Below are 17,619 nucleotides of genomic sequence, written 5' to 3' on the forward strand. Positions count from 1 at the left end.
GCTGATGTCTGTGACACTGTCCTGGATCAGCCCAGGGCGGCGGCAAGCCTTTGGCATTTTACAAGCACGGTGTCGTTCGTTCGACCCATGGGTTGGAAAAACACAGTACGAGAGACGCGTTCGGGTGCGCGCTCTATGAACTCAATATCGACTTCGTTGACCGCCCGCTGGCAACGGAGATCTAAAGATATCCGCTGAAATGCGTAGTTGAGACGACCGGACAGCAGTTCATCTGACACTTATCGGGTTTGCGACACAGCTTTGTTGAGCAAACTCGTTTTGTCTCAAGTTAAATAGTTGAAAAGCTGACGCAAAGCCTTTCGTTGCCGGCTGCTGATTTTTGGCACGGCCCTTGCAGCCCTTGTAGCGAAACGGCGCGAGCTCCCGACGAGCATTCCTGCCGCGGCCAAATCCAGCGGAGAGACCGAGGGCTACGAGAGCAACATGTCAGATCTCTATCAGAGTACACACTACCGGAAAGGCTTGGCCACAGCGGCAATCCCTTCCGCCAAATAGCGGGTTATCCCGCGACTGAGGAAGACTTCTGATCCATGACGTCTTTAGCAACCCTCGAAGCACTCGGAAGCGAAGCAGTCGGCTCCAGGTCGGCATTGATATCAAATTCGTGCGCGAAATCCATATGCCCAGCAAGAAGGGCGATTTACAGTGCTCAACAGTGGAAATAGTCTTGGGAATGCGAGTTCGTATCTGAACGGCACCGCGCCCTATTGGAAGAAGAACCTTATCGTTTGTGCTGCCGGTTCGTTCACGACGACCGTCGCCATGACAATGTTACTCCCCTTCTTGCCCCTGTATATCCGGGAACTAGGCGTCATCGATCAAGCATCCATAGCGCAGTTTTCGGGCGTGGCTTACGGCGTGACTTTCCTGGCGGCCGCACTGGTTGCCCCGCTTTGGGGAAGACTTGCCGACCGCTACGGCCGGAAGGCGATGATGGTTCGCGCAAGCTTGGGCGTGGTCGCAGCGATGGCCTTAATGGGTGTGGCTCAGGACGTATGGCAGTTCCTGGCTATAAGATTTTTATCCGGTGTACTCGGAGGCTACTCGTCTGGTTCATATGCGTTGGTAGCGACACAGGTTCCCAAAGACCGTATTGGCTGGGCGTTGGGGTTGTTGGCCACGGGGATCATGGGGGGCTACCTCGTCGGCCCGCTGATCGGCGGATTTCTACCGGCATTGATCGGCATTCGAGAAACGTTCTTTCTGACCGCGGCCCTAGTCTTCCTCACTTTTCTTGCCAGCGCATTTTTGATCAGAGAGGATTTCAATGCTCGAACGACAGAGCGTGAATATTCCAACAGTTGGTCCACGATTCCAAGCAGGAGGCCTGTCTTGGCAATGCTGGCGACTGGCTTGCTTCTGATGATCGCCAATATGTCGATTGAACCAATAACAGCGATTTACATTTCGCAACTCGTCGAGCCTAATCGTCATGTTACCCTTTGGGCCGGTCTGGTCATTTCGGGTACAGCGTTTGGGAGTGTTCTCTCCGCCTCGCACCTTGGAAGACTGGCAGATAGCGTCGGACACTGGAAAGTTATCGTTGTCGCGATGGGCACCGCTGCGGCACTCCTTCTGTCACAAGCTTTCGTTACGAACGTTTTGGAGTTGGTGGGCCTCCGAATATTGATGGGGCTCGCTTTAGGGGGATTGCTACCTTGTATCGGCAGCGTGATACGCCACAGCGTCCCCGAGCAAGCCGTCGGCGCGATACTCGGCTGGTCGACATCGGCGCAGCACGCGGGTCAGGTGCTAGGCCCGGCCATTGGCGGCGTATTAGCTGCTCATGCCGGTATACATTCAGTGTTCTTTTTTACCTCGTTCCTCATGCTCGTCGGAGGTTTTATCGCTTGGAGCAGTCGACCTCAAGCGAACAGTGCTTAAGGCCGAGCCCATTCCAACCTGCACGAATAGCAGCGAGCCAGCCCGCAACGGCTTAGCCTTATTGCCTTCAGAAGCGGAATTTCGCGTGGTGCCCAGCTTCGAGCGGCTCGTCACTTCACGGGCCCACTGCGATCACTGGCCGCGGTCCATTCCGCAATGTGACGGCGAGTGCTGGGCTTATGAAGTGATCAAGCCAAGCCCGGCAGGCCGAAGCTCCGAACACGCCCGGGCCGCGCACGAGCACCAATCCGCTGGCCGCATCTTCACGCAACGCATCGTCGGGCAGGACTGGAAACAGCGCGCGTATGGCATTTTGCTCGGTCGTCACCGCTCGACCATCTATCGTGAGATCAGGCGCAATACCTTCCATGACCGCGAGCTTCCCGAATATAGCGGCTACTTCTCGACGGTTGCCGACGATATCGCCAAGGAACGGCGGCGACGCTTGAGAAAGCTGCGACGCCATCCGAATCTGCGTCGCATGGTTATTGAGAAACTGAAGGCTTACTGGTCACCGGAACAGATTGCCGGGCGTCTTCTGGCCGACAGCATCAGCCTTGTTCGCATCTGCAAGGAGACGATCTACCGCTTCATCTACGGCAAGGAGGATTACGGGCTCGGTCTTTATCGCTATCTGCCGGAGGCGCGCCGCAAACGCCGCCCGCGTGGATCGAGGAAGCCACGAGATGGGGCGTTCCCAGCCAGTTACCGAATATCGCAACGCCCTGATTTTATTGGTGATCGCTCCAAGTTCGGCCATTGGGAGGGTGACCTTTTGATCTTCGAGCGTGAGCTCGGCCATGCCAACCTCACCTCATTGGTCGAGCGCAAAAGCCGCTACACCGTGATGATCAAGAACCAAAGCCGGCACACGCGCCCGATCATGGACAAGATCATCGAAACATTCTCTCCACTGCCAGCCTTTGCGCGCCAGAACTTCACCTTTGACCGAGGCACCGAGTTTGCCGGGTTCAGGGCTTTGGAAGATGGGATCGGTGCACGCAGTTGGTTCTGCGATCCCAGTGCACCCTGGCAGAAAGGTGCTGTTGAGAATGCAAACAAGCGCATTCGCCGCTTCATGCCTGGCGATACGGATCTTACAGCCATCTCCCAGCGAGACCTCATTCACCTTGCCCGCCACCTCAACGATCTACCGCGAAAATGCCTCGGCTACAAAACACCAACCGAAGTGTTCATGACGCATTTGCATGAAGAAGGCTGATCCCCTACCCTAAACGCCGGCATGATGCACTTGGGTGAGCTTCTCCAATTGAAAATAAAAGGTAAAAAAGTGGTTCCCGCACTTCGTTTTGCGACGTACTGCGTAAGCCATAGATGAAGTTCGCCAGCGTCAAAGACCCGGAGCTCAAGCCGATCCGGCACGGTCGAAGACTACGGTTGACGGTATACTTCGTCCACCAGGGTCAGAGTCTCGAGGCGATCGAGAAGCTGCTTTGCTTTCTTTTCTCCGAGCAATTCGGGCGCCAATGTCGGCCAATGCTCCAGCGCACGACTGACTGTCGCCACGACCTCGCGGGTGATCAGCTTCTCGTCTAGGCGAAGAAAACTTGCGACCCTCTCAAAGCGATGAAGGTTCACGTTTTCGAAGCTGTGGGTTTTGACGAACCTCAACGCCATAGTGTCGGATGGAATGTAAAGTACGGTCGGGACGATATCGTAGGCAGGCGACAATCGGATTTCGCCGGGTGCCGGAAAGCGAAAAGACCAGTTCTTAAGATGGTTGTCGCCATTGCCCAAAAGCACGTCTGCAACAACCCTGCGGATGGATTCCAATATGTCATCGCGATGATCGGTACTGAAGCGGCGCACCATGTTGATGATGGTTTCAGTCGTCGCCATCGTGTATTTGCGATCGCCTATCGCTCCTAGAATTTGGGCTGCGTCTTCGATGTGAATGCGACGATCATCGTCGGCACGGTCGAAGCGATCGACGGCGAGAACGCGTTTTCCGTGGGCCAAGAGTTCCGCTGGAACGCCGCTGACGACATCGCTGGAGACAAGCCGGCAATTTGCGGTTCGCACGCCAATCGTTTTTGCCATATGCATGGCCGCGTATTCAGCCTCGGGCAAATCCGGGAATCGCTCGCTTGCGACCTTGATGATGCAACGGCCGGTGTTACCGCGACCGGGAACCGTCAGTCGCTCGCCCTCGACGTTGGCTGTGAACTTGAGCTGGACACCTGCGAGCGAGAATTTGACCGCGCCGTCAGGCAGCGCGACATCCACGCCATGTACCTTTTCGATGGTGATCGGGCCGGCTGACGCTGGGATCGCTGTTTCCGGTACGACGAGAATTGCGCCGGGGAGATCGCCACCCAGGCGGCTCAGAACGTCGAATTCGTCGTGATCGCCCGGCCCCATTTCGTTCAACACGAGATCCCTTAGGGCGCCCTCCGGAAGCAGCCCTGAAAACCATGGTGGCAATGTGCCGTGAAGCCCAATTTTGTCACCGCGCCGCGCCAGACGATTGCGTGTGCCCTCGTCATCGTCAGGATCGAACCAACCCAGGCTCAGAATTGGCCGCTTTGGATCCCGTAGGAATGTTTCCGCAACGACAAACGCGACTGCGCCGTCACTGTCGCGCGTCAGGGTGCCTACCCTAACCTTCCCTTGTGTCTGATCCAGAAGATGGACGCCGAGGATCGCCGAAGATTTCGCCATCACGGCTCCCCTTTGTCGTCTTCATCGAGATCGACAAAAAGTTCCTCGAATGCGCTGGCCGCCGCACTTCTATTCTGCTGTTCCCCCTTATCGCCAATCAGCGCCCTCACTTCCCCGACCCGGGACTTCGGCAGCAGGACCGGCATAAGGTCGAGTGCATCGCAGATTTCGGCAAACAGGGTCAGTCGGTCCCTACCCCGCCGATCCGTCGCAAGGTCCCGTTCGAGTTCCGATATTCGCGCCCGGTCCCGGCCGAGCCTTGTCGCAAGTGCGGGCTGACTGAGACCTCGCCGTTTACGGGCGGCCAAGAGTTGTTCGCCAAGAGCGTTGAAAATCGTGGTAGTCATGCGGAATATCGCTCATATAAAGGTTGACGTACGGAATATCGTACGGCCAGAAGATAAACTAGAATGCGGAATTCTGCAACACTGATCCATAAGGAGCGGAATAGCGCATCTGGTTTGTCGCTGACCTCAGCGGTTGCGCCAAGCCTGCTCTCGCCTTTTCAGCAATTCGATCTAGCGTTGGCGCAGCGTGGCGATCTCGATCTCGCCTCTTGTCCATTCATCGACCCAGCGCTCAAACTCTTCGGACCTTTCGATGGGAAGCCCCCCATCTTTTGGGCCCGGCCAAACGCCCTTTCGACAATCGCGCGCGAACTTCGATCGACATGACTAACTCCATCCATCCAATCGGCAGCCCGAACACCCGGGAACGCAGCCGCGCCAATGTCTTAAGCCTGAGTGCGGCTGTCCTCCGCTTCAATACTCAGGTTGTTTAATCGCTGACTTTCCGTCAAGTGAATTCCTGTCATTCAGCATCGTTCCGGCTTGCTTATAGGAAACCGGTTCAATTGATTGGTGCCTGTGATCGTGCCCGACTAGTTGGCCCGGTGTTGAGAAGCCGCTCGCGAGCGCGCGACCAATCGTGCTGTAGCGAGTGAGCGGCTTCGTGGTTCGCCAGTATCAGCGGTCATATTTTCCGGAGCGGGCCAGTGCCGGGAGCAGGGTTGTTTCCGCGGTCGGCAAATGCCGCCGCATAATGGGTCTTCGCAGGTAGGATCTTCCTATGTTTGAGACGCAGTCTCAAATGAACTGCCGCCTGAGTAACGGAATGATCGAACCCACGTCCGCAGCAGGGACGCTCAATTCGTCAAATCGAGATTTGACGCAGAGGGAGGAAAGTTGGCGCTTCGCTTATGCGAGATCGGCGCCAGCCGACGCATCGAATTCTTCTCCTGTCTTGAGCATGCTGTGCATGATAACCGCAAGCTTACGGGCGACCGCCACCGCGGCGCGCTTAAAAGCCCAGCCGCTCGCGCAGCTTCTGCCCCCAGATTTTGAGACGGCATTCGGCGCTGGCGCCAGTTCTCGTCAAGAGCACAGTTGCCGCTTCGTAGAGCAAACCCCGCAAACGGTTGTCGCCCCGACGGGAGATATGGCCATCATAATCGACTTCGCCGGACTGATATCGTCGCGTCGTCAGCCCGAGCCAGGCTCCCACCGAACGCGATGTTCGGAAGTGGTCCGGGTCTTCAATCGCCGCAATGTAGGAGATGGCCGTAACGGCACCTATACCCGGAATCGTCATCAGACGCTTCACAGCCTGGCTCTGTCGCGCCATCACGAGCAATTGGCGATCAAGTTCGGCCGCGCGCCTGCGTATGTCGCGCCAGGCATCCAGCAGGGGTAATATGATCCGCGCCAAGTCGTCATTACCATCCAGCAATGTCCTTACGTGGCCGTCGAACACGCGGCCAGTTCCCTTAGGGACGATGAGACCGAATGTCTTCATCAGGCCGCGAATCTGGTTGCTGAGTTGGACCGAGATGCTCAGGAGCTGATTGCGTGCCCGGACCAGTGTGCGCGTCAGCATACTGTCGAGTGCCTTGACCCGGACGACCTTGTAGAAGCCTGCTTCCGCCAGTTGCGCCAACCCGTCCGCATCATTCGCATCGGTCTTGTTGAGCGTCTCGTTCAAAACCTTTTGCGCATGTCGAGCTTCGATGCAGATCGCCGGCATCCCCTCGGCCGTCAGGGCGTGATAGAACCACGTCGACAACGGACCGGTCTCAAAGACGACGCGTCTGGCGTGCGGCGCATGCTTGCGGATCATACCTGCCAGAAGCCTGGGGTCCGAAGGGCACTTGCCGCGCCAGATGCGCTTGCCGTCTTGCCGGATTGAGATCGCAGTGTCTTTCAAGGAAATGTCGAGCCCGATATACTGGTTCATGGTTGCCTCCAACGAATGGTGTTTGGGCCCGGTGCCAATCGAGAGCCCGTATTCCCATCTTATCGGGGGCAACCACCCCTACCAGCATCAACTGAGAGAATGGCCTGAGGAGATCGCGCCGCGATTACTCCATGTTTGACTGACGAGGCGACCACCCAGCCACAAGAATATGCGCCCTTCCGAAGAAATCGACGCCGAGGACGACCTTGAAATCGTCTATGAGTACACGCCTTGGCATTGAGCCGAGGCATTGCCTTCGGCCTGCGGCTAGCGAGCGGCAGTCCGAAGGGAGGCTTCGCCGCGGCCGACATCGATCCGATGCGCGCGGTGACGAGGCGCACGTTGACACGCGTGAAGGTTCCTACCGTGTTTCCTTTGAGCGCATCTGCATATTCGATTGACCAGTGCGGGATGCGGGCAAGTCGCGATGAACGATTTCCAGAGCTTCGACCCAAGGGACAGCCGCGTTTGTCCGCGCGAGATGGTCTAGGCCGGTCTTCGTGAAAGTTCCCGGTGTTGCGATAGCGTCAGAAATCGCATTGAGAGAGAGACATCCTGCAGTACCGTTGCATAGGCGGCTGCTCCGGCTATATTTCCCGCAACCAGCGCCCGGGCCTGGTTTGGCTCGAGTCCACGCTCGACAAACCAGTTTTCGAGCTCAGCGATAAAGCGATACGTCCAGCCCGCCAGGCAGGCTCCGATCATCGCGAGGTCGAGTTGGTCCTCATGGTTCAGAACCAGAACTTTTCCCGCGGCAGCCAAAACGGCTTCCACTTCCGGGCACGCGGGAAACATCGGAATGAGGCCGTCACCAATCGCCTCGATGTAACTCGACGGCATGATGCGCACGACCTGGATGCTGCCACCTGTTGCGACACGTAGTTCGGCAGCAGCGATGCCGGCGACAGCTGAAATTAGCGTCTGGCCCGGCCGTAGCGCTAGCGTAGGCAACGCTGAAGCGAGCTGCTCTGGTCGCACTGCAAGCAGGATCCAGTCGGCCTCCTCCATCAAACTCAGTTGATCCACCGCAACGATGCAACCATAATGCGCCGAGAGGTCCTCAGCCTTTATGCGATTGTGCGGCGAGAGGATGATCCGCCCTGTATGGGCACCCCGTCTTAAGGCGGCAAGCAGATACGCGGAGAAATCCCCTGTGCCGATAACGCCTATAGTCGTCATGTCCTACCCCCTTCTTTGCTCTAAAACGCCAGGTCTGGCGCTGACGACCACCTCTGACAAACAGCAAGCCGCGGGTGATCGCACACTGGCCGCAAACGGAAGGGACCTCGTTTCAAACGAGCTGACTGTCTGCCTCCATCGCATCGAGACGGGACAACACCATCGCAAGGTGTGATTTGTGAACGGTGGCCACCAAGCGAACATCTCTCAGTTCGAGGCTTCGGCGGATATTCGCAGCTCATCCAGAAGGTCTTCGACCTGCTGACGAAAGTTCATCTTTTCAAGAAGCAAAAACCAGAACCTTGCCGATTGAAAGAACAAAATATCGTTGAAGTCCCTGAGCGGTCCGTTGCTGCTCAAGCCGTGCAGGATCTTATGCAGGCAGATAATGATTTCGGCGAACTGCCGTTTATCTTTGCCATCCAATAGCTGGCAGGATTGTTCCAACTCCCGAATATCGTCGAGGATGACGACGGCGCTGTGTCCGCGGTGCAGCGGCCAAGCAATTGATGATGGGTAATTCTGCTCTCGCGGGGTGATTGCTGGTTCGGCCAGCACCTGAGCCCATCCCCACATGCCTCGGCGCAAAAAGAGCAGCAGGCCGCTACGGGCCATATCCCAAGAAAACACAAGTGGGCTGCTCTATTGTCGGGTTCGTCGATTTCGCGACACGCGCCGGTCCGGCGCAATCTGCTGGCGCGCCGTTAAACTACTGAAACGTAAGGGTATAATTTGCGGTAGCGCTCTTCGCGTAACTGGCATGACTTTTGGAGCTTACTGGATCCGACAGGGAAAAATTGGCAGCTGGGACCTACTAACCGCCCCAACCTACGAGGCAACTTATGCTCAATGAAGGCCAGACTGCGAAGTCCGAATTTGTCGGAAGTCAGCCTATCGATTTAGTCGCCGCTATAGATGAAATCGCGGTGTCGTTCCCGGACAGGATAGCGATTAAGCATGGCGCGGAAGAACTCACATATGGTGACCTGCGAGTGCAGTCGGATCGAATTGCGAGAGCGCTGCGAGAGCGCAAGGCGCAGGGCATGGTCGTTGGCTATTGTGGTGAACGAAACCTTCATTGGGCAACCACTGTAATCGCGATTCTGAAAAGCGGCTCAACTTATTTGCCGCTTGATCCATCCTTGCCGGCCTCCCGCATTTCTTTCATGATTGAGCAGAGTGAATGCACCCTGATCATTGGGCCGGAAAGACCGAAAGCGCTTGGTCTGTTTCAGGAAAGCGGCAACTGCAGCCCAGAATTTTTGACGGTGCAGACGGCGCTACTCGGCGGCCGTGCCTCCGCTGTAGTGCCTAGTTCGATTGAAAGCCGCCTCGCCTACATTCTTTTTACGTCCGGCTCGACGGGCAAACCTAAAGGAGTGATGGTCAAGCGCGCTGGCTTAAACAACCATTTGACGGCCAAGATAGATGCACTCGATCTCAGCGATAGGGATTGCGTCGCACAAACTGCTTCGCACGGCTTTGACATCTCGCTGTGGCAGCTTTTGGCAGGGTTGGGTGTCGGCAGTTGCGTCGCGCTCATAGATGATGCGACCGTGAAATCTCCGATGGCCCTTCTTGAGGCCTTGCACGCACATCGCGCAACAATCGTCCAATTCGTCCCATCGGTGCTTGCGGTATTCGTCGAATATCTGCAGGCCCTTTCGGCCGACGGGCGGCTTCTCGGCGCCCTACGCATGGTGTCCACGGTCGGCGAGCCGCTGACGCCCGCATTGGCGCGCAGCTGGCTGACACTCTATCCTCAAATACCAATTCTCAATCACTACGGCCCGACTGAATGTGCGGATGGAGTTACGCATCATTTGATATCTCTCCCGCCCAGCACAGCTGACGCCTATGTCCCCATCGGTAAGCCGATTGCCAACCTTAAGGTTTACGTCGCTAACGGATTGCGTCTGTGCAAGACGGGAGAAGTTGGGGAAATTTGTGTTAGTGGAGCAGGTGTCGCTGACGGTTACGTCAACGATAAGGCGCGGACCGAGGAATCCTTTTCGTCAAATCCCTTTTCGGACCATTCATCTTATCGGCAGCTCTACAAAACGGGCGATCTCGGACGCCTCGGGGCGGATGGCCTACTGGTATGTCTTGGCCGACGAGATCGTCAGATCAAGATCCGCGGGCATCGGATCGAACTTGGAGAGATCGAGTCTCGCCTCTGCGCTCACCCTCTGGTAAATGCCGCCGCCGCGGTTGCACCCGTCGCCGAGAGCGTGAAGCTCACGGCTCGGGACATAAACAACACCGACCGGCAAACAGGACCACGGCGAATTGTCGCCTATGTGTCGGCTCCTGCCGAACTTTCAGAACGAGAACTCAGAAGCTTCGTTGCCGAAGCGCTTCCTGCCTACATGCTGCCGGAACGCATCATTCGCGTCGACCGGCTTCCGGTTACCCGAAACGGAAAAGTGGATCTTACCGCCTTGCCGGATTCGACGACCATTCGACCCGAGCTGCCGAATCCATTCGAAGAACCAAAGACCGAACTCGAACGGACGCTACGGGATATTTGGTCAAGCGTTCTTCGGATCAAGGATATCGGCGTCAGCGACCAATTTATCGACCTCGGTGGCGACTCGCTCCGAGCGGTGCTTATATTGGCTCAGGTTCAGAGGCAGCTCGGGACAAAGGTGGACTTCAGGATTGTCCTGAATGGGACCGTCAGGTCACTCGCTGCGTCGATATTGGGCCACTCCGGCACGATGCAGCCGGTGCTGCCAGCCTGCGGGAACCTCAGGCGATCACCCCTGACGCGGGTGCAAGAACACCTTTGGTTTCTCTGGCAGCTCGATCCGACCGCGAAAAACTACATGATTCAGGGCGGCGTGCGTATCCGGGGTCCTATCGATCTGATCGCGTTCAATAAAGCCTGGCGCGACGTTGTTCAGGCGCATGACGCGCTTTGCGCGCGCTTCATCGACGAAGACTGGCCGGTTCAGATTTTTGATGATCCGCCTAGCGCCGATCTGGAGTTGATAGATGCCACCGATCTAAGTGAACAGCAGGCCGAGGAACTTGTGACGGAACTGCGACTGAAGGAGCTCGCCAGCCCTTTTGATCTCAGCCAAGGGCATTTGTTTCGACCACGGCTGATCCGTTTTGGCGCGGACGATCATCTCATGCTGATAACCGCGCACGAAATTATCATAGATGCATGGTCAGTTTCGATCCTGCTCAGAGATTTGCAAACGAGATACTCCCAAGACTCTGCCGTCTCTCCGACGGATCGCCCATCACTCTCAACCTATGCGCTCTGGGAAAGTGAAAATGTTACGCCGGAGTCGCTGGAGGGCCAGCGCCACTATTGGCGCCGGCAAATAGGCGACAATCCTCCCGTACTTTCGCTCGGGAGCGATCGAGTGCGGCCGAAAGTGGGCTCCTACCGCGGGAACTCGCATGCGGTTCATCTTGGCGGCGAGCTGTCTGACCACGTGCGAAATTTTGCGCGCCGGCACAGATGCACGACTTCGGCTGTCCTCTTGGCATGCTTCAAGCTGCTGTTGCGTATGTATAGCGGCCAAGACGACGTTGTCGTTGGTATGCCGCACGTCGTGCGTAGCCAACCAGGCACCGAGGAAATCGTAGGCTTTTTCCTCAACATGCTGCCAATCCGAACGAAGGTCGACATCAATCAGTCGTTCGCGGCTCACGCGGCTCATGTGCAGGACCTCATGAGCGATGCCATCGCGAATTCGGACTATCCATTCAGCTGGATGGTCAGAGATACCAGGTTCCTGCGCGAGCATGGTCGATCGCCGATCTTCCAAGTCATGTTCAACATGTACTCCGAGCCGCCGGAGCCATCGGGCAAACGCGATCTGCAACTGACATTTCGCGAATACGACACCGGCTATGTGAAGTTCGACCTTACCCTTTATGCACAAGATGAAGGAGATGAAATTGCAATGCAGCTGGCTTATGCGCAAGACACATTCTCAAGCGATGTGATCGCCCGCATGGCCGATAATCTTCGCCACCTCATTGCTGCCTGTGTTGAGAGGTCTGACGAGTCGATTGTCGCCCTGAGCGCCCCCAGCCCGTCGGAAATCGCCATCCTAAACTCCCTCAAGGGCGACGAGCAGTCGTATGAGGACCAGCCTTCGCTTACGGAGGCGTTCAATCAGGTAAGCGCTTCAAACAGCGATCGGGTGGCGTACTTCGGCGAGTTCGGAGAAATCACCTTCGGCCAACTGCGCGACCGAATGGCTACAATCCAGTCGCTTCTGCGAACTTGCGGGGTGGGAGCGGGCGACATCGTTGCCATGCTGGTCGACCGGTCGCCGGATGTAGCGGCAACAAGTTTGGCAATCAGGGATTTGCAGGCAACGATTGTGCCGATCTCGCCTGATTACCCAAGGGAACGGGTCAGCCACATCGTAAGAAATAGCGGCGCGAGGCTCCTTATTCATACCGGCATGGACGCAGAGGCCGATTTCGGCGTGCCGTGCGTCGACCTGGCTGTCCTCCAAGCTGGATCCGGCCCTGGCCGGATCTGCCACCGAACTGTCGAGTTGCCCACTCAGGACGCGGCCAGCCTAATTTACACTTCATCCTCAACGGGGAAGGCGAAGGGCGTACTCATACCCGAATCTGCGATACTCAACCGACTGAACTGGATGTGGCGATGCTTCCCCTTCGATGGCGTCGACGTGATGGTGGCACAGAAGTCAGCAACACTCGTTGCCGCGGTATGGGAGTATTTTGGAGGGTTGCTGAAGGGAGTGCCCACGCTGATCCTAACGCAGGAGCAGGTGCTCGACCCCGACCTGTTATTGAGGGCATTGCGACGACATCGCGTCACGCGGTTGTTTGCCTCACCGCCCATTCTGTCCGGTTTAATCGCTTCTCAAAAGCGACATCCGGAAACAACCAACTTGCGACTGGTCACAAGCAGCGCTGAACTGATGCCGCCGTCGCTTCCCATTCGCTGGCGAGAGTGCTTTCCAGATGTGCCGCTATGGAATTTTTACGGCACGACCGAGTGCGCGTCTAATGCAGCCGTGTACCAAACATCGATCGCCGACGACGGCTCTTCAGCTGTGCCGATCGGGCGCCCGATCGACAATGTAAAAGTTTACGTCCTTGACACACAATTGAAGCAGGTTCCTGCCGGAGTCGCAGGTGAGCTCTGCGTTGCCGGACGCTGCGTGAGCACCGGGTATTGGAAGGACCCAGAACGAACAAAGCACCGTTTCGTTCCAAATTCGTACGGCGAAGGTCAATACAGCATCCTCTATCGCAGCGGTGATATTGCCCGCATCTCCGCCAAAGGCCTTCTGGAAATTTGCGGTCGAGCAGATAACCAAATTCAGCTTCGGGGATTCCGAATTGAGCTGGAGGAACTTGAAGCGGCGCTCGTCGCTCATTCCAGTGTTGCGCAGGCCGCCGCATTTGTTCAGGGCGAAGACGATGATCGGCGACTGGTTGCGCTTGTGGTCCCAGCTCTCGACGGCCTGACCTCTGGAGCCATTGTGAACCATCTGCGGCAGACACTGCCCTCCTACATGATTCCGTCAGATGTTCGGATCGTGCACCGTATACCGCTCACTGCAAGCGGGAAGATTGATCGGGCTCGTCTCTCTTCCGTCTCGTCCCGCAAGATGCGAAGGACCAAATCCGCTAGGCCGCGGACGGAGAGCGAGCGGCTCCTTGCCGATATCTGGCACAAGCTGTTGGATGCCAAATCTGTCGGCATCGATGATAGCTTCTTTGATATCGGTGGAAATTCGCTCCTCAGCGTGCGCTGCGTTACACTGGCTCGTAAGGCGGGACTGAACTTGACAGTCAGCCAACTGCATCGGACACCAACAATCCGCGCGCTGGCAACGCACCAGACCTCGGCCATGACCTGTGCCGAGCCCATTTCCGATGAACCGCTGAAAATGACCCCCGCGGTCTCACATTGGAATAGTCGTGTCGGAATCGGCGAGCACTACAATATCGGCGATCTCTTCTTCATGCCCGCCGGCCTCTTGAACGTCTCCACTCTTGAACATGCGCTTGCGCATGTCGCCGGCCGGGAGGAAGGACTGAGGCTCCGCATCGTGCAAACTGAGGGCGGCCTCTCGCAGGTAATCGGATCGATACCCCATCCCCTCATAGAGGAAATAGACCTCGTCGGTCTAGACACATCGGAACAACTCGCAGTCATTGAGCGCTCCTGTGCGGAGCGTCAGCGTTCGTTTCGATTTGACGGTCTGACACCTCTTATCAAGGTCTCAGCTTTCCGGACGTCGGAACGCGGCGATTACTATTTGCTTCTTCTGCTGCATCATTTTGTAGCAGATGGGGTCGGATACAGATTGTTCCTGAATGCACTGGACGCAGCCTACAATTCGTTCGCTGCGGGCCAAACCGCAGCGGTTACCGAGACCACGACCCTGACCCAATGGCTGAAGCGTTTGGAGAGATACGCGAATGGCGAAGCCGAAACGGAGCTCGAGCACTGGGAAGGCCTTCCATATGAACGGTTTGACATGCGCGTAAGCGACGCCGGCTCGTCTGCGGCCGGCTTTTCAACCGAAACGGCCAAACGGCTCCACCACATTGGCTCTGAGAAGCAGATCGATGAAGAATTCTGCGCGCCACTCTGGAAAGACCAGGCGACATATCATTTAAAGATCGATGAGGAGACAACCGGGAAACTTCTCAAGGTTGCGGCGAGGTCTGCGCATTGCGAGGATTTTGATCTCATGCTCGCGGCTATTTCGGGGGCATTTGGCCGCGCTTTTGGAAATTACTCCCTCTGGATTGACAGCCTCACCTCGACGAGGGGACATCTATTCGACGATATCGACCCGTCTCAAATCATCGGTTATGTCGGTGAACTGGTGCCGCTTCCGTTATTCCTTACCGGAACGGAGTCTCGTCTGGACCGCGCCCGCTCCATATATCGGCAGCGCAGCTCGCTGCCGCGCCAAGGCATAGGTTTCCGTGCTCTGAAGTTCTTGAACCAGAATCCCGCTGTGCGCGAGCGGATCGATCGTCTGCCGTTACCCCGCATCGGGCTAAACTATCGAGCTAGACTCCAACATCATTATCCGCGCCGTCTGCTATGCAGAGATCCACACCGATTGTGGATCGGCGAAGATATGGATCAGTCCGTTATGAACTACCTTTTCTGGTTTCGCATCGGATACGAGTCGGGCGAACTGCGTATCGAAGTGAGATATGATCCACGACAAGTCGGCTACGAAACCACCCGCAATCTCTGTACGATGTTCCGCGAGGAACTCCTGCGGACTGTCGATGCATTTGGCGAGGCTGCACAGCGGGTCAATTACGCATGAGACCGGCACAGCAACTGATGATGAAGGGCATAGATGAGCGCATGGCTTTACCGGCGGAGCATACCAGTTTGTTGAAGGGGAAGGTTTCCGGCCTCGTCATACGGCTTGCCATTCCCTCCGTGATCGGTTTGTCAATCAATGCGCTTCAACAGTTCGTGAATGCAATCTTTGTTGGCAGGCTCGGCGCACAGGCTATCGCCGCAGTCAGCATAACGTTACCCTTGATCGTCCTGCTCACGGCAGTTGGGCAGGGGGTTGGAGTCGGCGCGGCGTCGTTCGTGTCGCGCAATCTTGGCGCTGGCAACTCTTTGGAGGCGAATCGAGGCGCGAGCTTGGCGCTCGCTCTAGCGGCTCCGATCGGAGTGGCACTTACCGGCGCTCTGCTTTTCGGTTTGCGCGACGTTCTCGCGTTGCTCGGCGCCAGTCCGACCATAATGCCAGCCGCACTCGACTACGCATCGACGCTCCTATTTGGTTACACTCTGATGTTATTGAATATGGTCAACGGGTTTATAGTGAGGGCTGAGGGTAATACACGCTTCAGCATGTGGACCATGATCACGGCTTTTGTGCTGAATGCCGCGCTCGATCCGATTCTGATTTTTTCCCTGCACCTCGGAATTCGCGGGGCGGCGCTCGCAACCTTTTCGGCGCAGCTCGCCGCCGCCAGCCTCTACCTTCTATATTTCGTGAAGCAATGGGGAATTGTTCGTGTCCGGCCCTCTTACATAACTTGGAGGGGTGAGCGCGTACAGCAACTCGCCGCCATTGGAGCCCCTGCAACCATCGCTGGCATTTTGTCTGCTGTTGCGTTTGTGCTCTTGAACAGGGCCGCTGCGCAATTCGGCGACAATTCCGTTGCCGCGGTGGGCATAGCTGCACGATTGTTGACGATCGGGGCACTCCCAATCACTGGCCTATGCATAGGCTCCCAGGCGGTTCTCGGTTTCAGCTGGGGAGCACAGGATTTCGCTCGGGTACAGAGGGCTGCTAAGTTCATGCTCTCTATAGCCGTTGCATTTTCAGCCAGCTTTTCTGCTGTGGTTGTGATTTTCGCCCGGCCAATCGTCCGACTTTTCAGCGACAGCGAGGACATGACTGAAATCGCTGTCTCCACTTGCATCATGTTCCATCTCTTTTTCGGGCTTTTTGGTGTTCAGTATGTAGCGATCACAATGCTTCAGTCATTCGGGAAGGCCCGTCTGAGTGCAGTCGTTTCATTCGCGAGGCAAGGATATCTATTCGTACCAGCCATACTGCTGTTGCCCGACATTTGGGGCTTCAAAGGACTATTAATCAGCCAGGCAACTGCTGAGCTTCTGGCCGGGCTGCTTGCTGTATTTGTAATAGTCAGGCAGTTCGGCGATCTCAAAGGAATGCTCGTTTCTCCGCGAGCGGCTGGTTAAGACTGAGAGTTGATGCGAACGTGGCGATGATTGCGGATTCGCTTGGGATTGACCAGCCAATCCAAAAAAAACGAGGTCATACTTACGCATGGCAATTGATTTTAACGCCGAGCGAGAATGCACCGATCCAGCGTGATCTTGCACGAGTTCCCGATCAAATAGGACGTGCTCGAATGAGCGGAAATCTCATGCTAGAAAAGCTGCTCCCACCGAACGTTGCCGTGCAAACATCTCGAGCAAATGAAGTCCCCGAAATCCAAGTAATGGCCGGAGAAGAGAGTGCAATTGCGACAGCGGTCAAGAGCAGAAGGCATGAATTTTCGATCGGGCGGGCCTGTGCCAGGGCGGCATTGTGCAAACTTGGCTTTCCGTCTTGTCCGATCCCAAGCGGACCTAACAGGGAACCGCTTTGGCCGTCTGGCATCGTTGGCAGCATAACACATTGCGCCGGATTCTATGCTGCGGCGGTGGCCATGCAGAAGGACTACATTGCGCTTGGAATCGATGCCGAAGTTGACGAGGAGCTGCCCTCAGGCGTGTTGTCGATCATATCGAGCCATGAGGAACGCCTTTGGATCGCGAACGCATCCGAGCATATCAATTGGGAACGGCTGCTCTTCAGCGCTAAGGAGAGTATCTTCAAGGCGTGGTTTCCGCTCACGCGTGAATGGCTGGGCTTCCAGGATGCCGTGGTGACTATCATTCCAGAAGATGGCTCATTTATTGTTCAGCTTCCACACACGTGTGTGCCGGCAGCCGATTGTCCACGAGAGCTTCGCGGCCGCTTCACTATTTCAAATGGCCTAATACTAACGGCAGTATTTATTGAGGCGTGTCAACGGCGATCTGTATCATCCGAAACCCTTTCTTCGTGAAGCACGAGGTTTTGATTTGCATTTAAAGCGATC

At 56.4% G+C, this 17,619-nt stretch carries 9 protein-coding genes and 1 pseudogene; 5 read left to right on the forward strand and 5 right to left on the reverse strand.

Annotation, left to right across the window (positions count from 1 at the left end; all coding sequences use genetic code 11):
• Window positions 1-666 precede the first annotated feature (666 nt).
• Together N2601_RS31185 and N2601_RS31190 are read left to right on the forward strand one after the other, a co-directional pair.
• Window positions 667-1,905 (forward strand): MFS transporter, encoded by a 1,239-nt coding sequence (locus N2601_RS31185; protein ID WP_260305359.1) that lies wholly within the window; start codon window positions 667-669, stop codon window positions 1,903-1,905.
• Window positions 1,906-2,164: 259 nt separating this feature from the next.
• Window positions 2,165-3,127, forward strand: coding sequence for an IS30 family transposase (locus N2601_RS31190; RefSeq protein WP_445945076.1), 963 nt, complete (start codon window positions 2,165-2,167; stop codon window positions 3,125-3,127).
• Between the two features lie 170 nt (window positions 3,128-3,297).
• Here N2601_RS31190 and N2601_RS31195 read toward each other — a convergent pair whose 3' ends face one another.
• From N2601_RS31195 to N2601_RS31215, 5 genes and pseudogenes are all read right to left on the reverse strand, one after another.
• A complete protein-coding gene (locus N2601_RS31195; protein ID WP_260305360.1) occupies window positions 3,298-4,587 on the reverse strand; it encodes a type II toxin-antitoxin system HipA family toxin in 1,290 nt (429 codons plus the stop codon).
• Window positions 4,587-4,934, reverse strand: coding sequence for a helix-turn-helix domain-containing protein (locus N2601_RS31200; RefSeq protein WP_260305361.1), 348 nt, complete (start codon window positions 4,932-4,934; stop codon window positions 4,587-4,589). Before N2601_RS31200 ends, N2601_RS31195 begins: the two co-directional genes overlap by 1 nt.
• 849 nt (window positions 4,935-5,783) lie before the next feature.
• A pseudogene (locus N2601_RS31205) lies at window positions 5,784-6,819 on the reverse strand (IS110 family transposase).
• A 486-nt stretch (window positions 6,820-7,305) separates the two neighbouring features.
• Entirely contained in the window at window positions 7,306-7,998 is a 693-nt protein-coding gene (locus N2601_RS31210; RefSeq protein WP_260305362.1) for an NAD(P)-binding domain-containing protein, read from the reverse strand.
• 207 nt (window positions 7,999-8,205) lie between these two features.
• Window positions 8,206-8,628, reverse strand: a complete 423-nt coding sequence (locus tag N2601_RS31215) for a hypothetical protein (protein WP_260305363.1) — start codon at window positions 8,626-8,628, stop codon at window positions 8,206-8,208.
• 212 nt (window positions 8,629-8,840) lie between these two features.
• On the opposite strand from N2601_RS31215, the gene N2601_RS31220 reads away from it, so the two are divergent.
• From N2601_RS31220 to N2601_RS31230, 3 genes are read left to right on the forward strand one after another with little or no spacing between them, the layout of a single operon-like run.
• Window positions 8,841-15,305, forward strand: a complete 6,465-nt coding sequence (locus tag N2601_RS31220; RefSeq protein WP_260305364.1) for a non-ribosomal peptide synthetase — start codon at window positions 8,841-8,843, stop codon at window positions 15,303-15,305.
• Entirely contained in the window at window positions 15,302-16,711 is a 1,410-nt protein-coding gene (locus tag N2601_RS31225; protein WP_260305365.1) for an MATE family efflux transporter, read from the forward strand. Before N2601_RS31220 ends, N2601_RS31225 begins: the two co-directional genes overlap by 4 nt.
• Before the next feature lie 26 nt (window positions 16,712-16,737).
• Window positions 16,738-17,586: a 4'-phosphopantetheinyl transferase family protein gene (locus N2601_RS31230; RefSeq protein WP_260305830.1), complete on the forward strand. Its 849-nt coding sequence runs from the start codon at window positions 16,738-16,740 to the stop codon at window positions 17,584-17,586.
• Window positions 17,587-17,619 lie beyond the last annotated feature (33 nt).

It is taken from the genome of Rhizobium sp. CB3060, from assembly GCF_025200735.1.
GTDB lineage: Bacteria > Pseudomonadota > Alphaproteobacteria > Rhizobiales > Rhizobiaceae > Rhizobium.